This is a genomic window from Aquicoccus porphyridii (genome assembly GCF_008369105.1).
GTDB lineage: Bacteria > Pseudomonadota > Alphaproteobacteria > Rhodobacterales > Rhodobacteraceae > Aquicoccus > Aquicoccus porphyridii.
In genome coordinates this window covers 1-13,932 of record NZ_VINQ01000035.1, presented here as the reverse complement: position 1 = coordinate 13,932, position 13,932 = coordinate 1, and the positions used below count along the sequence as shown (strand labels likewise).

The following is a 13,932-nucleotide window of genomic DNA, read 5'->3' as shown; positions in this document are numbered from 1 at the left end:
CGCGGCTTACCGTGCGACTTCGGGAAGAAAGGGGAAAGCTTGGCCATCTGCTCGTCGGTCAGCCAGAAAAGGTCGCTCATGTCACCGCTCCGTTTTCCGAGCCGTGAATCACGCAGCGCGTTGGAAATCAATGCATCCTGACCCTAGGCGTCTAAGATTGTGGTTACCGTTTCGCGGAAGAAATCCATCACGCCGTCGGTCTCATGTGAAATGATATAAGTGAGACTGGTGACATCACGTTGCCGCACGCCATAGAAGAAACGCTGATTGAATTGAGTCAAGTGCCAGCCATCTCCCAAAACAAGGGTTTCTACACTTAGCGCCTCGGTGCCTTTCGGAAAAACCTCCCGACCTAGCCGCTCAATCATGGCCATCATGCCTTCGCGGGAAGTCGCTTGTTGCCAACTAGTATCCGCGTCGTCGCGAAAATGGTCGATCCGGAAATTAATATCGTCAGATATCAACTCGAACATCGATGGATCACTAGCGACGAACTTGGTGAGCACTTCGCCGATGGCGGTCGTCTCGGATTTTACGGGGGTCATATGCATATTCAAACGCTCCTATTTATTGTCATGAAATGTATATGCAGCGACCTTTGGTGTAAGTTAATTGCGATATTGTTTGTTTATGATATAGTCATTGACTATGATAGAATTGAACACACTGCGTTATTTTTCGAGCGCATTTGAAACAGGGACGTTCAGCAAGGCTGCCCGCCTCAATGGTGTCAGCCAGCCTACAGTGTCTGCGGCGATCCTGAAGCTTGAAGACCGATTGGGGATGCCGCTGTTCCAGCGTTCGAAATCAGGGCTGGTGCCAACGGCACTTGCGCGCAAGCTGTATTGCGACGCTGTGGAGAGCGTGAGCCACCTCTCGACGCTGGAGAGCCGCCTGCGGGACCAACCACAGAAGATCGTCCGAATCCACTGTGCTCCTGACATGCTGATTCACGGGCTTGCACCGGGCCTGCACAGCTTGCGCCGGAACATAGCGAACCTGACCTTTCGGTTCACTGAGGACCCGCACGAAAGTGACCTCGCGTATCTGTCGGATAAATGCGTCCCTAGCACACATGAGTTTATTCCTATCGCGGACGAACCGATTCGCATTGCAGTCGCGCGTTTCCATCCCTTCGCGGGGATGTCCGGCATCCGCCTCGCCGATCTTCAAGACGAGCCACTGATCCACCGGCCATATTGTCCGAATGCCGATCGCATGGATCTCGCTACGATTCAGACTGCCGCTGCGGCACAAGCGGTGAACGATCCGCAACTGCTTGATCTGGTGGCTGCTGGCCTAGGCATCGCCTTTGTTCCGCAGTCACACGGAGAAAGCCGCGAAAACATCGTATTGCTTCCGCTGATTGACACGGATGCTGGCTCTCGGAGGATCGGGGTTTCTCATCGCAAATCCGCCTTCGCTGCAAATCTGGCCGAACGTTTAACTACGATCCCCGCCGTGTAAAATCCGCAAATAACGCTGTGGAACGTTGCTATGACATACCTGAGAACGTGGAGAGTGCTCTCAATGTGAAGCCTGACGGCGGACAACCAAGCGTTAGTGTCAGATTGCACATTGGCCGGAAAGCGGGACTATCTTGCCGCTCGCCCCGCGGACTCGGATGTCCGCTCAATCTGCCTATTGGTTACTTCGAAGTTTTTCGGCCAGCTTCGCAAGCTGGTCTATGGTGCTTCCCCAGCCTTCCTCGAACCCCATCTCTTCATGTTTTCGGCTGTCCTCGGGATTCTTGTGGAGGGCACGGGCGATGTATCGTGTGCCGCTACCTTCGTCCTCCATTGTGATGATTGAGGTCAACGTCAGCCATGGTTCGGCAGGCTCCCATCCTTCCTTCAGCGCCGTGGTGAAAACGATCCGCTCCTGCGGGACAATGTCTAGAAAACACCCCTCCACATGAGGCTTAAATTCACCGCCGTCTTCGCTCATCAGGGTCTCGAAGCCCCCGCCGGGGTTGAGGTCCATCTTTTCGACCCGGCAAACGATAGGGGCGGGTATCCACCACTGCTCGAAGTTCTTTGGGTTCGCCCAGGCCTGCCAGACCGCAGAACGCGGAGCATTGATCAGTCTGGACACGGACAGTTGGTTATTCGACGTCATTGTTCGTCTCCGATGCATGTTGATTTTCGGCGAATGCAGCCAGGCGATCGGTTCGAGCCTCCCAGATAGCACGCTGTTCATTCAGCCAGTCTTCCGCAGCAGCGAGTTGCGTTGGCACTAGGCGACAGGTTCGAACCCGTCCGGTCTTCTCCGAGTTGATTAGCCCACTTGCTTCCAGAACCTTCACGTGCTTGAGCAGCGACGGGAGGCCCATTTCGAAGGGCTCCGCAAGCTCCTTGACTGAAGCAGGTCCCTCAATCAGCCGTGCGATCATGGCCCGACGAGTCGGGTCAGCAAGAGCATGAAAGGCAGTATCGAGCGCGGATTGATAGTTTTCCATGTGGCCAACTATACAAAAAGTTGGCCGTTTAGCAAACTATTTCTGCAAACGGATATTCGCCGCGACGCAGCAGGAACGTTGGTTTGGGCTCACTGCCGACCTCGGAGGCGATGCGGCATTCCCGTGATATGGTGCCTTGTCAACGTTGGGTTGTCGTTGTGGGAGGGCGTGGCGGATCGGAGGATCAGTCATGGAAACACCAAACCTACCTGCCATTCGCGCGCTTCGCCCCGCCTGGAACAAGGGTCGGATCGTCGGTCAGAAGCGACCGCTGAAGCCCAAACACGTCTGGGCGATCATGGTTCGGCTTGAGCTGGCCGAGAACCATCGCGAGCTGGCGCTCTTCAACTTGGCCATCGACAGCAAGCTGCGCGGCTGCGATCTGGTCAGGATGAAGGTTATCGATGTCATGGCGTCCGGCCAGATCAAGGAACGGGCGTCGGTCCTGCAAAGCAAGACGCAGAAACCTGTCCGCTTCGAAATCTCGGAAGGCACCCGGGCCTCACTCGAAAGGTGGATGCAAGACCCGCAGATGTTCGGGTCCGAGTACCTCTGGCCCGGCCGGTTTCACGAACGTATTCACATCTCGACCTGCCAATATGCGCGGACTGTCCGCGACTGGGTTGCGTCGATTGGTCTGGAGGCCAGCGCATACGGCACGCATTCGATGCGTCGCACAAAGGTGACGCAAATTTATAAGAAGACGGGCAACCTGCGTGCAGTCCAGCTGCTGTTGGGCCACACGAAGATGGACAGCACCGTCAGATACCTCGGCGTCGAGCTTGAGGATGCTCTTGCGATCGCAGAGGCCGTTGAAATTTAAGGAAGCGGGCCGTCTTCGCGGACGGCCCGAAGGGGACATTCACCGGACCTTGCCACGCCGCAGTGCAGCTTCATGAGAGCGGTCATGGGAGCGCACCTCGCCCAAAATTTATTGGTCTACGGGTACTCCCTATCCTGCCAGCCCTCGTCCAGGAAGCACGATTCTCAGCCCAGGTGCTCGCACCCCCGTACGTCAGCGAAGGCAACTTTCCGCTTTCAATCTGTCCGCGACCCTATCGACTATTCCGACCGCTGCTGTAGTCTGCAGAATGTCGAACGATCCTCTCCAGCACCGGATGCCGAACGTGGAAAACGAACGCACAAACCTTGCGATACAGGCCCGCGGGCTCGTGCGCCGCTACGGGGATATGACCGCCGTGGCGGGGATCGACCTCGATGTGCGGCGCGGCATGATCTTTGCCGTGCTGGGGCCGAACGGTGCAGGGAAGACCACGTTGCTGCGGATGTTGGCCACCTTGACCTCACCCGATGCCGGAACCGCGACGGTGATGGGCCATGATATCGCCACTGCGCCGGAGAAGGTACGCTTCTCCATCGCGATGACCGGCCAGTTTGCCTCGCTCGACGAGGACCTGACGGGACGCGAAAACCTGGTGATGCTGGCCCGCCTCTGGGGTTTTCGGTCGGGCACGGCGCGGGCGCGAGCCGACGAATTGCTCATCGCTTTCGAGCTGTCAGCGGCGGCGCGCAAGCAGGTCAAAGACTACTCGGGCGGAATGCGGCGGAGACTCGACATCGCGGCATCTCTCATCGTGACACCGGGGGTCTTGTTTCTGGATGAGCCGACGACAGGTCTTGACCCCTCGGCGCGTCAGGGCGTGTGGCGGCTGATCCGACAGCTTGCCGCTTCGGGAGTGACCGTTCTGCTCACGACCCAGTATCTGGAGGAGGCCGACCAACTGGCGGACCGGATCGCGGTGATCGACCACGGGCGCAAGATTGCCGAAGGCACCAGCCGCGAACTGAAGGCGGCCACCGGCTCGGGGGTCTTGCATGTCTCGCTTGCCGACAGCGGCCAGATCGAGGCTGCGGCCGACCTGTTGTCTGCGCATCTGGGAAGCGTGGTGCAGCGTAGCCCCGAGGGCGCCGAGCTGTCGGTGCTGGCTGGCGACGCCGCCGCCACCAATGCGGCCGTCACCGCGCTGATCACCGAAGGCTTCGCTCTGACCGACTTCCGTATGGGCGCGCCGAGCCTCGACGAAGTCTTTTTCGCCCTGACCGGAACGCCAGACGCATCAGCCCCCGACGCGGAAACCGAAAAGGCAAAGGCCCTGGCATGACTGACCTGACCGCTGACGCTTCAGCTTCGCCGCGCACTGCAAGCGCCCCGGAGACCGGAACACCCGGCATCGCCGCCCTGCGCCGGGTCCCCCCGCCGACGCCGCCCGGGCCGCTGTCCAATGCGCTGGTCTTTGGCTGGCGGGCGATCCTGAAGTTCCGCCATGTGCCCGAGCAGCTGTTCGACCTCGTCATGACGCCAATCATGTTCACGCTCCTCTTCACCTTCGTTTTCGGCGGAGCGCTGGCCGGATCGACGGGCGACTATCTTCAGTACTTCCTGCCGGGCATTCTGGTGCAGACCGTCGTTTTCAACTCGGTCTACTCCGGCATGGGGCTGTCCACGGATTTCCAGAAGGGTCTGTTCGACCGCTTTCGCACGCTTCCGATCTGGTCGCTCGCCCCCTTCGCAGGTCTGATGGTCGGGGACCTCCTGCGCCACCTGATCGCGGGCGGGATCATTCTGGGGATTGGGCTGATCCTTGGCTACCGGCCCGATGCGGGGCTGTTCGGCACGCTCGCCGCCTTCGCGATGCTGTTGACCATCGGCTTCGGCATGGGCTGGGTGTTCATCGTGCTGGGGCTTCTTGTCCGGACGCCGATGACGGTGATGACACTGGGCTTCACCATCCTGTTTCCGGTCACCTTCGCCTCGAACATCATGGTCGATCCGGCGACGATGCCGGGCTGGCTCCGGAGTTTCGTCGAGGTGAACCCGGTGTCCTTGATGACGACCTCGCTTCGCGGGTTGATGTCGGGCACGGCCAGCTTGTCGCAGATTGGGCTTGCGTTGATCGCGCCGGTCGTCCTGACGCTGACGCTGGCGCCCGTGGTGCTGTGGCTCTACCGGCTCAGGTGAGGAAATCGGCTGCGGGACGACCGAGCCCGCAGGCGCCATCGTCTGACAATGCCGTGTTGGAATATGTTCGGGTTTAAAGCCAAGTTGCGGTGGTGCAGCATCTTGACCGCTTTGGTTTGATGCTCTTTCGACAAGGTCGGCCCACTGCGGTCACTCGCCAGGCCTTTGTGACGCTGCGGCGCGGCTCGTCGAAGCTGCTGTTGGTGCTCCTGCAGCATTTCAGGAACATGAACGACGGCAGTGCGGGCAAAGCACCATTTCGCTTCATCTGCGCCAATGGCCAGTTGCGCACGGCCTCTCACCGTCGCACGCGCTTGCTCTTTGGTTTCGCCTTTTACCTGTCAGAGATAATCGTCAGCGCCGGTCGTCACGCTCGTGGCAAAGATAAGTGCGTTCGCATCTCCTCGGCCCAGCCAGCGTGTTGCAAAGGACATAGCGATCACCGGCACCCCAATCGTCAGTAGCTGATCGTTGGGCAGGATTAGTGTCCATCCAACGGCTATCCCCGCCACAAGACCCATCACACCAGGAAGTGCACCCCGCCATACGGCGTGTACCACTGCCCCAGCCGCTGCCCAAACCACTGACGCCAACACCCAAGTCTCGATCCAGTTCGCGAACGATACTAGACCGAAACGCCACGCCACAAAAAGCAACGGAACGATCAACGCGAAATGCAGGTTGAGTCCGCGCACAATGATGGGTTGGCGCTGTTTGGACAGAACTACCACCCAAGCCAACAGCATCCCGATAAATGCTGCCCCGAGCCGTTCATCGTCCAAATGGAACAGCAACAGAAATGCAATCGTCGGCATGTTAACGAAGAGGTTCCGGATCATAAACAGGACAATACGACAAGCGACCGTTGATCCAAACCTATTTGTTGCAGCAACGCGTGGATCTAAAGCCGAAGCCGACATTAGGTTTCGGCGCAGCATCGGTTACTTTGGGCTCCTTGCGGACCTCGGACGGCAGCGCAGCATCTCCACGATCAGGCTACTTGAGAGCCACGCGGACGACCCATTGCTGCCACTCGCAGCGGAACCACTGCGGCAAAGCAGCGTCGCCGAGTCGGCCACTCGTCCGCGGCGCAGCATTCTGGTTTGCTTGAAGCGGGCCAACGCAGGACAGTTTGAGCCGTTTATTTGCGGAATTGCACCTCATGTCACACCATCCAGGATGATTGCTATTGATTGACGCGAGAGCTCTGCGAGCGCGTCATCGGATTCAACCCGGTCAGCAAGCGTGCCATCGATCAGCATCGCCGACAAACCGTGCACGAAGGCCCAGCAGACCATAGCCCCGTTATCGACTTGCTCGGGAGAAACCGGTTCCGGCAGCAAGCGGCAAATGACGTCGCGAAGTGGCGCAAAGCTTCTGGATTTCGACGCCGTGACGAGTTCATCGTCGTGCCAGCCCTCGCCGCCAACACCAGCACCGAACATGAGACGATAGAGCTTGGGATGTCCACGGGCAAAACGAGTGTATTCGTATCCAAGGCATTCAAGGGCAATCCGAGGATCATCATTGGCTTGCGCGGCGGCCGCCTGATTTGTCGCGAGACGCTCAAAGCCCTGTGCCGCGAGCGCCGCAAGAAGCCCCTCCCGATTCGCGAAATGGTTATAGGGCGCTGTCTGGGACACACCGGCCAACCGCGCAACGGCACGCAGGGACAGTTTTTCCGGACCGTCCTGTTCCAGTCGTTTTCCGGCGGCCTGTAGCAATGCGGCTTTCAGATCGCCGTGCTTCTCGCCGGGACGCCTCTTTCTTGTCGCCATGCGTGTTCCTCCGTTAGCGGCCAGCAGTTTTGATCTTTTATATTGACAGTGAGTATTATGCGAGAGATAAAGAATATGTTCACTGTTAATATAAAGGGCATAGAATGACTGGTACAGGCAAACCCACAAATCCGGGGCGGAGAGTCATGCTGGGTGCGGCTGGTGGCCTTGCGGTGGGTGCCGCGGCCGGCGTGGCCGTCGGTGCGGGATCACGCTCGCCCGCACCGATCGCGCTGCAAGCGGATAATCGTTTCGCTGGAAAGGCCGTTCTTGTCACGGGCGGAACGTCGGGTATTGGCCGGGCCACGGTCGAGCTCTTTGCCGCTCACGGTGCGAAGGTCGCATTCTGCGGAAGGCGGGCCGAACTTGGCAAAGAGGTTCAACAATCCATCGCCTCGGCGGGTGGGCAGGCAAAGTACATTCAGGCGGATGTGAGGCGCGAGGAGGACGTGGCCAAGCTTCTGGACCAAGCACGTCAGACATTGGGCGGGCTCAACATCATTATAGCAAATGCCGGGATCACAATCCAGAAACCGCTGCATGATTACGCAACCCCGGAATGGCAGGATGTGATCGACACCAACCTGCGTGGCGGCTTCTTCACGCTGAAACATTCGATACCGGCGATGCTGAACGCGGGTGGGGGCGTGATTCTCGTTGTTGCTTCCTCGGCCGCCAATGTCGCGGGGCCCGCTCAAAGCGCCTATGTCGCATCGAAAGCCGGGCTTATAGGGATGGTTCATTCAGCCGCGCTGGACTACGCGGACAAGGGCATCCGGATAAACGCAATCAATCCCGGCACCACCGACACCGCATTGGTGAGGCGAGCAGCGGGAATGGAGAGCGTGCCGGATGCCGTTTGGCAGGTGGGCTCGGCACGATGGGCGGAATCCAACGTACACGGCATGAAGCGTATGGCCCGTCCCGAGGAGATCGCGGGCTTTATCGTTGCAATGGCGTCGCCCGATCTAACATTTGCAACTGGCAGCGCCTTGAGCAGCGATGGAGGAATGGGGGTCGGATAAATCGGTTTGGAGCGCGACACGCGCGGCAAGTTGGGGCACGGAACGGCCCATTGCGGCCACTCGCGATCAGCTCGGATGCTGCGGTGCAGTTTGTCATTTCGGCCATTCGCTGAGTCAGCAAAGTCACGGACAGTAAGATTTCACGCAACGCGGAACAGGGCTGACATTGCCCGAGCTCAGGCTCGCGCGTTTGAGGCGTTGATCTCGGTTGCGAGCTGCTCGCACTTGGCGCTGGCCCACTCGTGCGCATCGGCGCCGAACAGAAGTCGTCTCGCTGGTTCGGCAGAGGATGCCTCGGCAACGATCAGGGCAGAAAGCTCCTCGGGATCGTTCTGCTGCGCGCCGTTCGCTTCGGTGATAAAGGTTCGAAAACCGGCCACCGCCTCGGTATAATCTGCAATGTCTAAATCCCCCTGCCGTGCACTGGACGGATCGAGAAAGTTCGTGCGCATCATTCCGGGTTCCACGATTAAAGAGTGGATGCCGAGCGGTGCGATCTCTTCTGCGACTCCCTCCATCCAGCCTTCGAGCGCGAATTTGGACGCCGAATAGATCGATCCACCCGGGTTTGAGACGAGGCCGTTCACCGACGAGATGGTAACCACGAGGCCCGAGCGCTGCCGGCGCATCGTAGGCAGCACCGCGCGCGCCACGTTCATCGCCCCGAACAGGTTGATCTCGAACTGCCGACGCACGTCCTCCTCCGGGATCGTCTCGAACCATCCAAGCTGCGCGCGACCGGCATTGTTGACCAGGACGTCGATCCGGCCGAATGTCTCGATGGCTGCGTCATGCGTAGCCGAAGCTGCCTCGGCATCCGTCACGTCGAGCGGCAGCACGAGCAAGCTGTCGTCTGGCGGAGAGAGGCTTTCGGCAAGGCCGTCGATGGATTGGCTGGTCGCCACGACCCTGTCGCCCGCCCGAAGGGCATCGCGGGCGAGCAGATATCCCAATCCCCTGCCAGCTCCCGTGATGAACCATACATTGTCTGTCATTGTCAGCTCCTCTTGTCTTGCCGGCCCTTTATTAGCTCATCTATACAGTATGTGATTAGTGTCCTGAGATTTGTTAAACCAAGTAGTGAGGCTACTGAATGAACCCGCGTAAGTTCTCCGACCTCTTCATCTTCAACCGAGTTGCCGAAGAGCGCAGTTTCACCGCCGCGGCACGCAGCCTGGGGGTGACCCAGTCCGCCGTCAGCCAGACCATCAAGCGCCTCGAGCGGGAGATGGGTATCAGGTTGCTGTCACGCTCGACGCGTAGCCTTGCCCCGACCGCGGCGGGCGAGCGGTTGCTGGAAACACTTGCCCCGGTCATCGCGGAGATCGACGCGAAAATCGAGGTTCTGGAACGGCTGCGCGAGCAACCTGGCGGGCGCCTGCGAGTGACTTGCGGAAAACATGCCGCGGATACGCTCGTCTGGCCGGCCTTCTCGCGGCTGATCGCGGCTCATCCCGAGATCGACGGCGAGCTGAGCGTAGAGAACAGGCATGTCGATATCGTCGCTGAGCGGTTCGACATCGGGATACGGTTGCGTGAGGATCTGGAGATGGACATGGTCGCCGTGCCCGTGGGGCCACCCTTGAGAGCCGTCGTTGTGGGGGCAGCGCGGTATCTCGACACCTGTGATCCGCCGCGCACGCCGCGAGACCTGTCGGCGCATCGCTGCATCGGCTTCAGGAACGCGGGTGGCACCTTGTCGCCGTGGTCCTTCGAGAAGGACGGACATGCGGAGACGGTGAAGGTGTCACCGTCAATCGTCGTCAATGATGGCGACGCGCTCGTGGGGGCGGTTTGCGCGGGGATGGGTTTGGCCTACATGCTTGAAGATCTCGCCGCACCAGCCCTGAAGGACGGCGCGCTCATCGAGGTCCTGGCCGACTGGTGTCCGCCGTTTCCCGGCTATCACGCCTTCTATTCGAGCCGGCGCCACCCGACCCGCGCCTTCACTCTCTTTCTCGAGGCTCTGCGGCAGGAAAACAAGAAGAGAGTGCACGGGTAAGGCACAAGGGCTCCGTGCGGACTTGCGGCAGTGCAGTAACCATCCGCGTCACATGCGATGGCGGCCCAGAAAAACGGCCCACTCCGGCCGTTCGCCAGGTCGCGTCGCGCCGCAGCTTTCGCATTGCTGCCGTTCATGCATCGCGCAGCTATTACGACACGGCAATGACGGCATGGCGGGACAGAAGCCGCCGCTTGGAGATTTGAGAGCAAGGTCCGCTTTGGTGTGCGGCCTTAATGTAAGACATCATTCGACCTTGGCGTCCGGGCGTCGTGTCCGTCGGCGCGACAACCGCAGCCCGTCGCGCATGTTAAGTCCCAGCAAGGTGATATTTACAGCACCTGCCATCAACTCAATCGCCTGCACCACATAGAAGCTCATGTCGAACGCGCCCGTCTGCGCTTTAAACGACAGATACAGCGCGGATGGGATCAAGATCAGGATACCGTTGGACACGATGAGAGGCATTCGCTTTTTCTTGGCGTCGATCAACGGACTGCGCATTCGTTTTCCCAATCTGAAGCCCGAACCGCCCGCTGCCATAAGGGCAGGAACCAAAACGAAGAAACCGTATGGAATCAATGTTTTCACCGTCGTGACCACCTGCGCCGCGGCAAACGCCTCCGACCAAATGGTAGACAGCCAGAAACTCAGGATCGTAATCAGCGCAACGGTGCCGGAGATGGGATGGATGGTTTTAGACATGACGAATTCCTTGATCAGATTTATTTCACATAGCTTGCTATGTATCACTTGAATAGCTTGCTATTCAAGTGATATGTATCGGCTATGGCATTTGCGAAGGATCAGTCGGCGGGATATCTCGCGAACCACATGGCGCGCATCTTCGCGCATGGCCTGACCGCGCGGATCAAACCTCTGGGCCTGACCACCGGCACATTCCCCGCGCTTCTTGAGCTTTGGGACACCGACGGACTGACCCAAAAGCAGCTCGTCGAGCGGCTCGACATCGAACAGGCGACAATGGCAAATACTTTGGCGCGTATGGAGCGAGATGGTCTGATCGTTCGCGAAAAGGATACGAACGACGGACGGGTTCAGCGCGTTTGGCTAACTGATCGTGCCCGCAACCTGCGCGGCCCAGCCATCGCGGCGGCGCAAGAAGAGAATGCGGTGCGACTTGCAGGTCACACCGATGATGAAAAACGTCAATTCATCGCGCTGATTCAGAAGGTCATAAAAACCAAGACACCAGAAGAGCCGGGCGATACTTGAGCGGCAAACTACGCAAAGCCAACGTTCGTGCCTGATGCAGCATTGGTCAACATGGGCTCGAAGCCGACTTGCGGCGGCGCGGCACGCCGCGTCTGGCGCTCCCCTTGCCTCGCATGACGTGATCGGCTCTATAGCCGCCGGTGTCGGTCACTCTAACGCCGCGCCACAGCTTTCGCTTTGCGGCCATTCGTTCTCGCCGCAGCATTTTCGTTGGTCGGAGAGGGCAGTGCGGGACGAAGCTGGCGTCCAGTGTCCAGATGCGCATGGCAGCAATGAGGGTTTGGCCAAATTGGCGCGAAGGCCATAGATTACCGCATGACAACCGAAGGAACCCGATGATGCCTATGGAAACCTATGTGATCTATTTGGCAGCAGTCGCAGTGTTTTTCGCAACGCCCCCTGATACCAGCCAGCTTCTTATCATATCGAACAGCGTTAGACATGGACTGAGACGCAGCGCCTATACCATCGCCGGAGATTTGACAGCCAACAGCCTGCAAATGACGGGGGCGGCTTTCGGGCTTGCTGCGATCATCGCGACCTCCGCAAGCGCGTTCATTTGGATCAAATGGCTTGGGGTGGCCTATCTGGTCTGGATTGGCGTTCAGCTATTTCTCTCGAAGGAAAAAACGGATGGCGTTACAGCCAACACATCTGGTCAGTCGTTCCGCTTGTTCCGTCAAGGCTTTGTGACATCCATGGCAAACCCGTTTGCCGTTGTATTTTTTGGTGCGCTCTTTCCTCAGTTTATTGACCCGACGATGCCTGTGCTGCCGCAACTGTTCATTCTCGGCATTTCATATCTGGTGGTTGATGGGGCTATCCTGCTGCTCTGGGGGTGGCTGGGAGTGCGAGCGGCCACGGCACTTAAGCGGTTTTCCTTCGGTTTAGTGAACAAGATTTGTGGCGCACTTATGATCGGAGCAGCGGTATTGCTGGCGAGCAAGGACTTTCAGCCGCAACGGTAATCGCGTGATCGGGTTGCCGACATTCATGCCTTGTGCAGCATCCTGCACTTAGGGCCCCCTGCGGACCTCGGATGCGGCGCGGTATCGCGTGCTGGCGGGTTCCGATCAAGGGAAGGACGGCCCAGAGGGGAAATTTGTTTGATTGAGCGGCGCCGCGGTGCAGCTTCGCCAGAGCGGCCATTCGTGAATCGCTCAGCAATTCCGGTTGCTGAGGGTCCGCAGATCGGGACAAGTCAGTCCTCGGGTGATCAGCAGAAGCTCTTGATGGCAAGAACGCAATCCGCCTTCGCAGTATTGAACTCAAAGACATGGCTGAAACGAATTTCGCGGCCATCGGCAAGTTTCGTTGTCCCACTCGCCGCACCAACCTTGCCGTGGGAAATCGCGTGCTCGACCTTGATGAACAGGGCCTCCTCGCGCTCCTCGATCTTTGCCAGAACCGCGGTTTTTCCATCGATCGGACCCTCCGAAGAATTCTCCCAGGTCACATCCTCACTGAAATCCTTCGGGTTGGCCTGACCGCTCTCAACCGCGGCGGCCACCTCTTGAACAAACTTGTTCTTCGGTGAATTGCCGCAGTCCCTGCTTCCAACCAGTTCGACCATTTCCATCTTCCCATGCGAACGATATGAGCAGTATCATGGAATTGATAGGAGCCCAACTGGGTTCAAAGCCGCGACACGGTGGAACGGCGTAGCTTCCTGGCGTCTCGTCGTCGGGATCAACGGTTCAGACCCTTTCCCGACATTGACTACAAGGCCAGAATGCTGCGGTTGCAGCTCGCATTGCTGCCGCTCATCGTGAAAACAGCGAGTTATTCGACGCTGGAGCAGATGGCCTCTAGGCATCGTCCTGATCGCAACTAATGGTAAACGCATGGGTGAGTTCATTGCATTTCTTATTCTTCTTGCCATCGGGGGAATTCTTCATTTCATCATGGGCCCGACCCCAGGTGCTCAACTGATTGACACCAACAAGGGTGAAGTCATCCCAGTGGAAGAGCTTTTGGATTTTGCCATACTCGAGGACGGCGTTGTTCATGCAGTGTTGATTAGACAAAGCGGCAACATCTATCGAGATCTTGGAGCATTTGTTTCTGCAGAGGCGGCGCTTGCAGAAATTGTAAAATCATTCCGCCGGGCCAAGATCGATGAAGTCCGCGTGACCCATGCCGACAAAAACTCGGTAGCTGTATATCGCCGGGTCTACAACTTTATTGGGCGTGCTGAAGGTAAGAAACTCGCCGGCGCCCGGATTGTGCGGGCAGGTGAAGATCGCGAACAGTGGTTGACGGCATGATATGTAACGGCCCTGAGCCGTCGTTCGGGCCTAGCGCGGGGGGATGACCGGTCTCAGCCCTTACAAGTCATTCGTGTCTAGCACAGCATGCGACCGGACTCATGATACCAGAGGCGCGGATGGATGTTTATATACACCCTAGGGGTTTGCAACCATTCGAATAAGCCGCACCCGCCGAAAAACGCC

17 protein-coding genes and 1 pseudogene are annotated in these 13,932 nt (G+C 58.5%); 9 read left to right on the top strand and 9 right to left on the bottom strand.

Features of this window, described 5'->3' with window-relative positions; genetic code table 11:
• Together FLO80_RS21305 and FLO80_RS21300 are read right to left on the bottom strand one after the other, a co-directional pair.
• Positions 1-80 (bottom strand): annotated as a pseudogene (locus tag FLO80_RS21305) (IS5/IS1182 family transposase); the annotation flags it as partial.
• A gap of 63 nt (positions 81-143) precedes the next feature.
• On the bottom strand, positions 144-545 hold the full coding sequence (locus FLO80_RS21300) for a hypothetical protein (protein ID WP_246156780.1): 402 nt from the start codon (positions 543-545) through the stop codon (positions 144-146).
• A gap of 103 nt (positions 546-648) precedes the next feature.
• Here FLO80_RS21300 and FLO80_RS21295 point away from each other — a divergent pair, with 103 nt between their 5' ends.
• Positions 649-1,467, top strand: a complete 819-nt coding sequence (locus FLO80_RS21295) for a LysR family transcriptional regulator (protein ID WP_111369181.1) — start codon at positions 649-651, stop codon at positions 1,465-1,467.
• A 174-nt stretch (positions 1,468-1,641) separates the two neighbouring features.
• On the opposite strand, the gene FLO80_RS21290 is transcribed toward FLO80_RS21295, so the two are convergent.
• Positions 1,642-2,094, bottom strand: a complete 453-nt coding sequence (locus FLO80_RS21290; RefSeq protein WP_223145533.1) for an SRPBCC family protein — start codon at positions 2,092-2,094, stop codon at positions 1,642-1,644.
• Between the two features lie 10 nt (positions 2,095-2,104).
• Positions 2,105-2,458 carry an ArsR/SmtB family transcription factor gene (locus FLO80_RS21285; RefSeq protein ID WP_111369175.1) on the bottom strand — a complete coding sequence of 118 codons (354 nt, stop codon included), beginning with the start codon at positions 2,456-2,458 and terminating at the stop codon, positions 2,105-2,107.
• Between the two features lie 190 nt (positions 2,459-2,648).
• Between FLO80_RS21285 and FLO80_RS21280 the strand changes: the two genes are divergently transcribed.
• From FLO80_RS21280 to FLO80_RS21270, 3 genes are all read left to right on the top strand, one after another.
• On the top strand, positions 2,649-3,281 hold the full coding sequence (locus FLO80_RS21280; protein ID WP_111369172.1) for a tyrosine-type recombinase/integrase: 633 nt from the start codon (positions 2,649-2,651) through the stop codon (positions 3,279-3,281).
• 268 nt (positions 3,282-3,549) lie between these two features.
• Positions 3,550-4,581, top strand: a complete 1,032-nt coding sequence (locus FLO80_RS21275) for an ATP-binding cassette domain-containing protein (RefSeq protein ID WP_246156779.1) — start codon at positions 3,550-3,552, stop codon at positions 4,579-4,581.
• Positions 4,578-5,438, top strand: coding sequence for an ABC transporter permease (locus tag FLO80_RS21270; protein ID WP_111369166.1), 861 nt, complete (start codon positions 4,578-4,580; stop codon positions 5,436-5,438). The genes FLO80_RS21275 and FLO80_RS21270 overlap by 4 nt, the downstream gene beginning before the upstream one ends.
• Before the next feature lie 341 nt (positions 5,439-5,779).
• On the opposite strand, the gene FLO80_RS21265 is transcribed toward FLO80_RS21270, so the two are convergent.
• Entirely contained in the window at positions 5,780-6,277 is a 498-nt protein-coding gene (locus FLO80_RS21265) for a hypothetical protein (protein WP_111369163.1), read from the bottom strand.
• 321 nt (positions 6,278-6,598) lie between these two features.
• Complete coding sequence (locus FLO80_RS21260; RefSeq protein ID WP_111369161.1) at positions 6,599-7,216, bottom strand: TetR/AcrR family transcriptional regulator; 618 nt, start codon at positions 7,214-7,216, stop codon at positions 6,599-6,601.
• 104 nt (positions 7,217-7,320) lie between these two features.
• Here FLO80_RS21260 and FLO80_RS21255 point away from each other — a divergent pair, with 104 nt between their 5' ends.
• On the top strand, positions 7,321-8,241 hold the full coding sequence (locus FLO80_RS21255; RefSeq protein WP_111369158.1) for an SDR family NAD(P)-dependent oxidoreductase: 921 nt from the start codon (positions 7,321-7,323) through the stop codon (positions 8,239-8,241).
• A gap of 176 nt (positions 8,242-8,417) precedes the next feature.
• On the opposite strand, the gene FLO80_RS21250 is transcribed toward FLO80_RS21255, so the two are convergent.
• Positions 8,418-9,236, bottom strand: a complete 819-nt coding sequence (locus FLO80_RS21250; protein WP_111369147.1) for an SDR family NAD(P)-dependent oxidoreductase — start codon at positions 9,234-9,236, stop codon at positions 8,418-8,420.
• 98 nt (positions 9,237-9,334) lie between these two features.
• On the opposite strand from FLO80_RS21250, the gene FLO80_RS21245 reads away from it, so the two are divergent.
• Positions 9,335-10,243, top strand: coding sequence for a LysR family transcriptional regulator (locus FLO80_RS21245; RefSeq protein ID WP_111369145.1), 909 nt, complete (start codon positions 9,335-9,337; stop codon positions 10,241-10,243).
• Between the two features lie 246 nt (positions 10,244-10,489).
• On the opposite strand, the gene FLO80_RS21240 is transcribed toward FLO80_RS21245, so the two are convergent.
• Positions 10,490-10,948: a hypothetical protein gene (locus FLO80_RS21240; RefSeq protein ID WP_111369143.1), complete on the bottom strand. Its 459-nt coding sequence runs from the start codon at positions 10,946-10,948 to the stop codon at positions 10,490-10,492.
• Between the two features lie 84 nt (positions 10,949-11,032).
• On the opposite strand from FLO80_RS21240, the gene FLO80_RS21235 reads away from it, so the two are divergent.
• Together FLO80_RS21235 and FLO80_RS21230 are read left to right on the top strand one after the other, a co-directional pair.
• Positions 11,033-11,479, top strand: coding sequence for a MarR family winged helix-turn-helix transcriptional regulator (locus FLO80_RS21235; protein WP_111369140.1), 447 nt, complete (start codon positions 11,033-11,035; stop codon positions 11,477-11,479).
• Positions 11,480-11,823: 344 nt separating this feature from the next.
• Complete coding sequence (locus FLO80_RS21230; RefSeq protein ID WP_111369202.1) at positions 11,824-12,447, top strand: LysE family translocator; 624 nt, start codon at positions 11,824-11,826, stop codon at positions 12,445-12,447.
• Positions 12,448-12,695: 248 nt separating this feature from the next.
• Here the strand turns inward: FLO80_RS21230 and FLO80_RS21225 are convergent, their stop codons facing one another.
• On the bottom strand, positions 12,696-13,058 hold the full coding sequence (locus FLO80_RS21225; RefSeq protein ID WP_146611081.1) for a hypothetical protein: 363 nt from the start codon (positions 13,056-13,058) through the stop codon (positions 12,696-12,698).
• A 265-nt stretch (positions 13,059-13,323) separates the two neighbouring features.
• On the opposite strand from FLO80_RS21225, the gene FLO80_RS21220 reads away from it, so the two are divergent.
• Complete coding sequence (locus tag FLO80_RS21220; RefSeq protein WP_111369135.1) at positions 13,324-13,746, top strand: hypothetical protein; 423 nt, start codon at positions 13,324-13,326, stop codon at positions 13,744-13,746.
• The last annotated feature ends 186 nt before the right edge of the window (positions 13,747-13,932 follow it).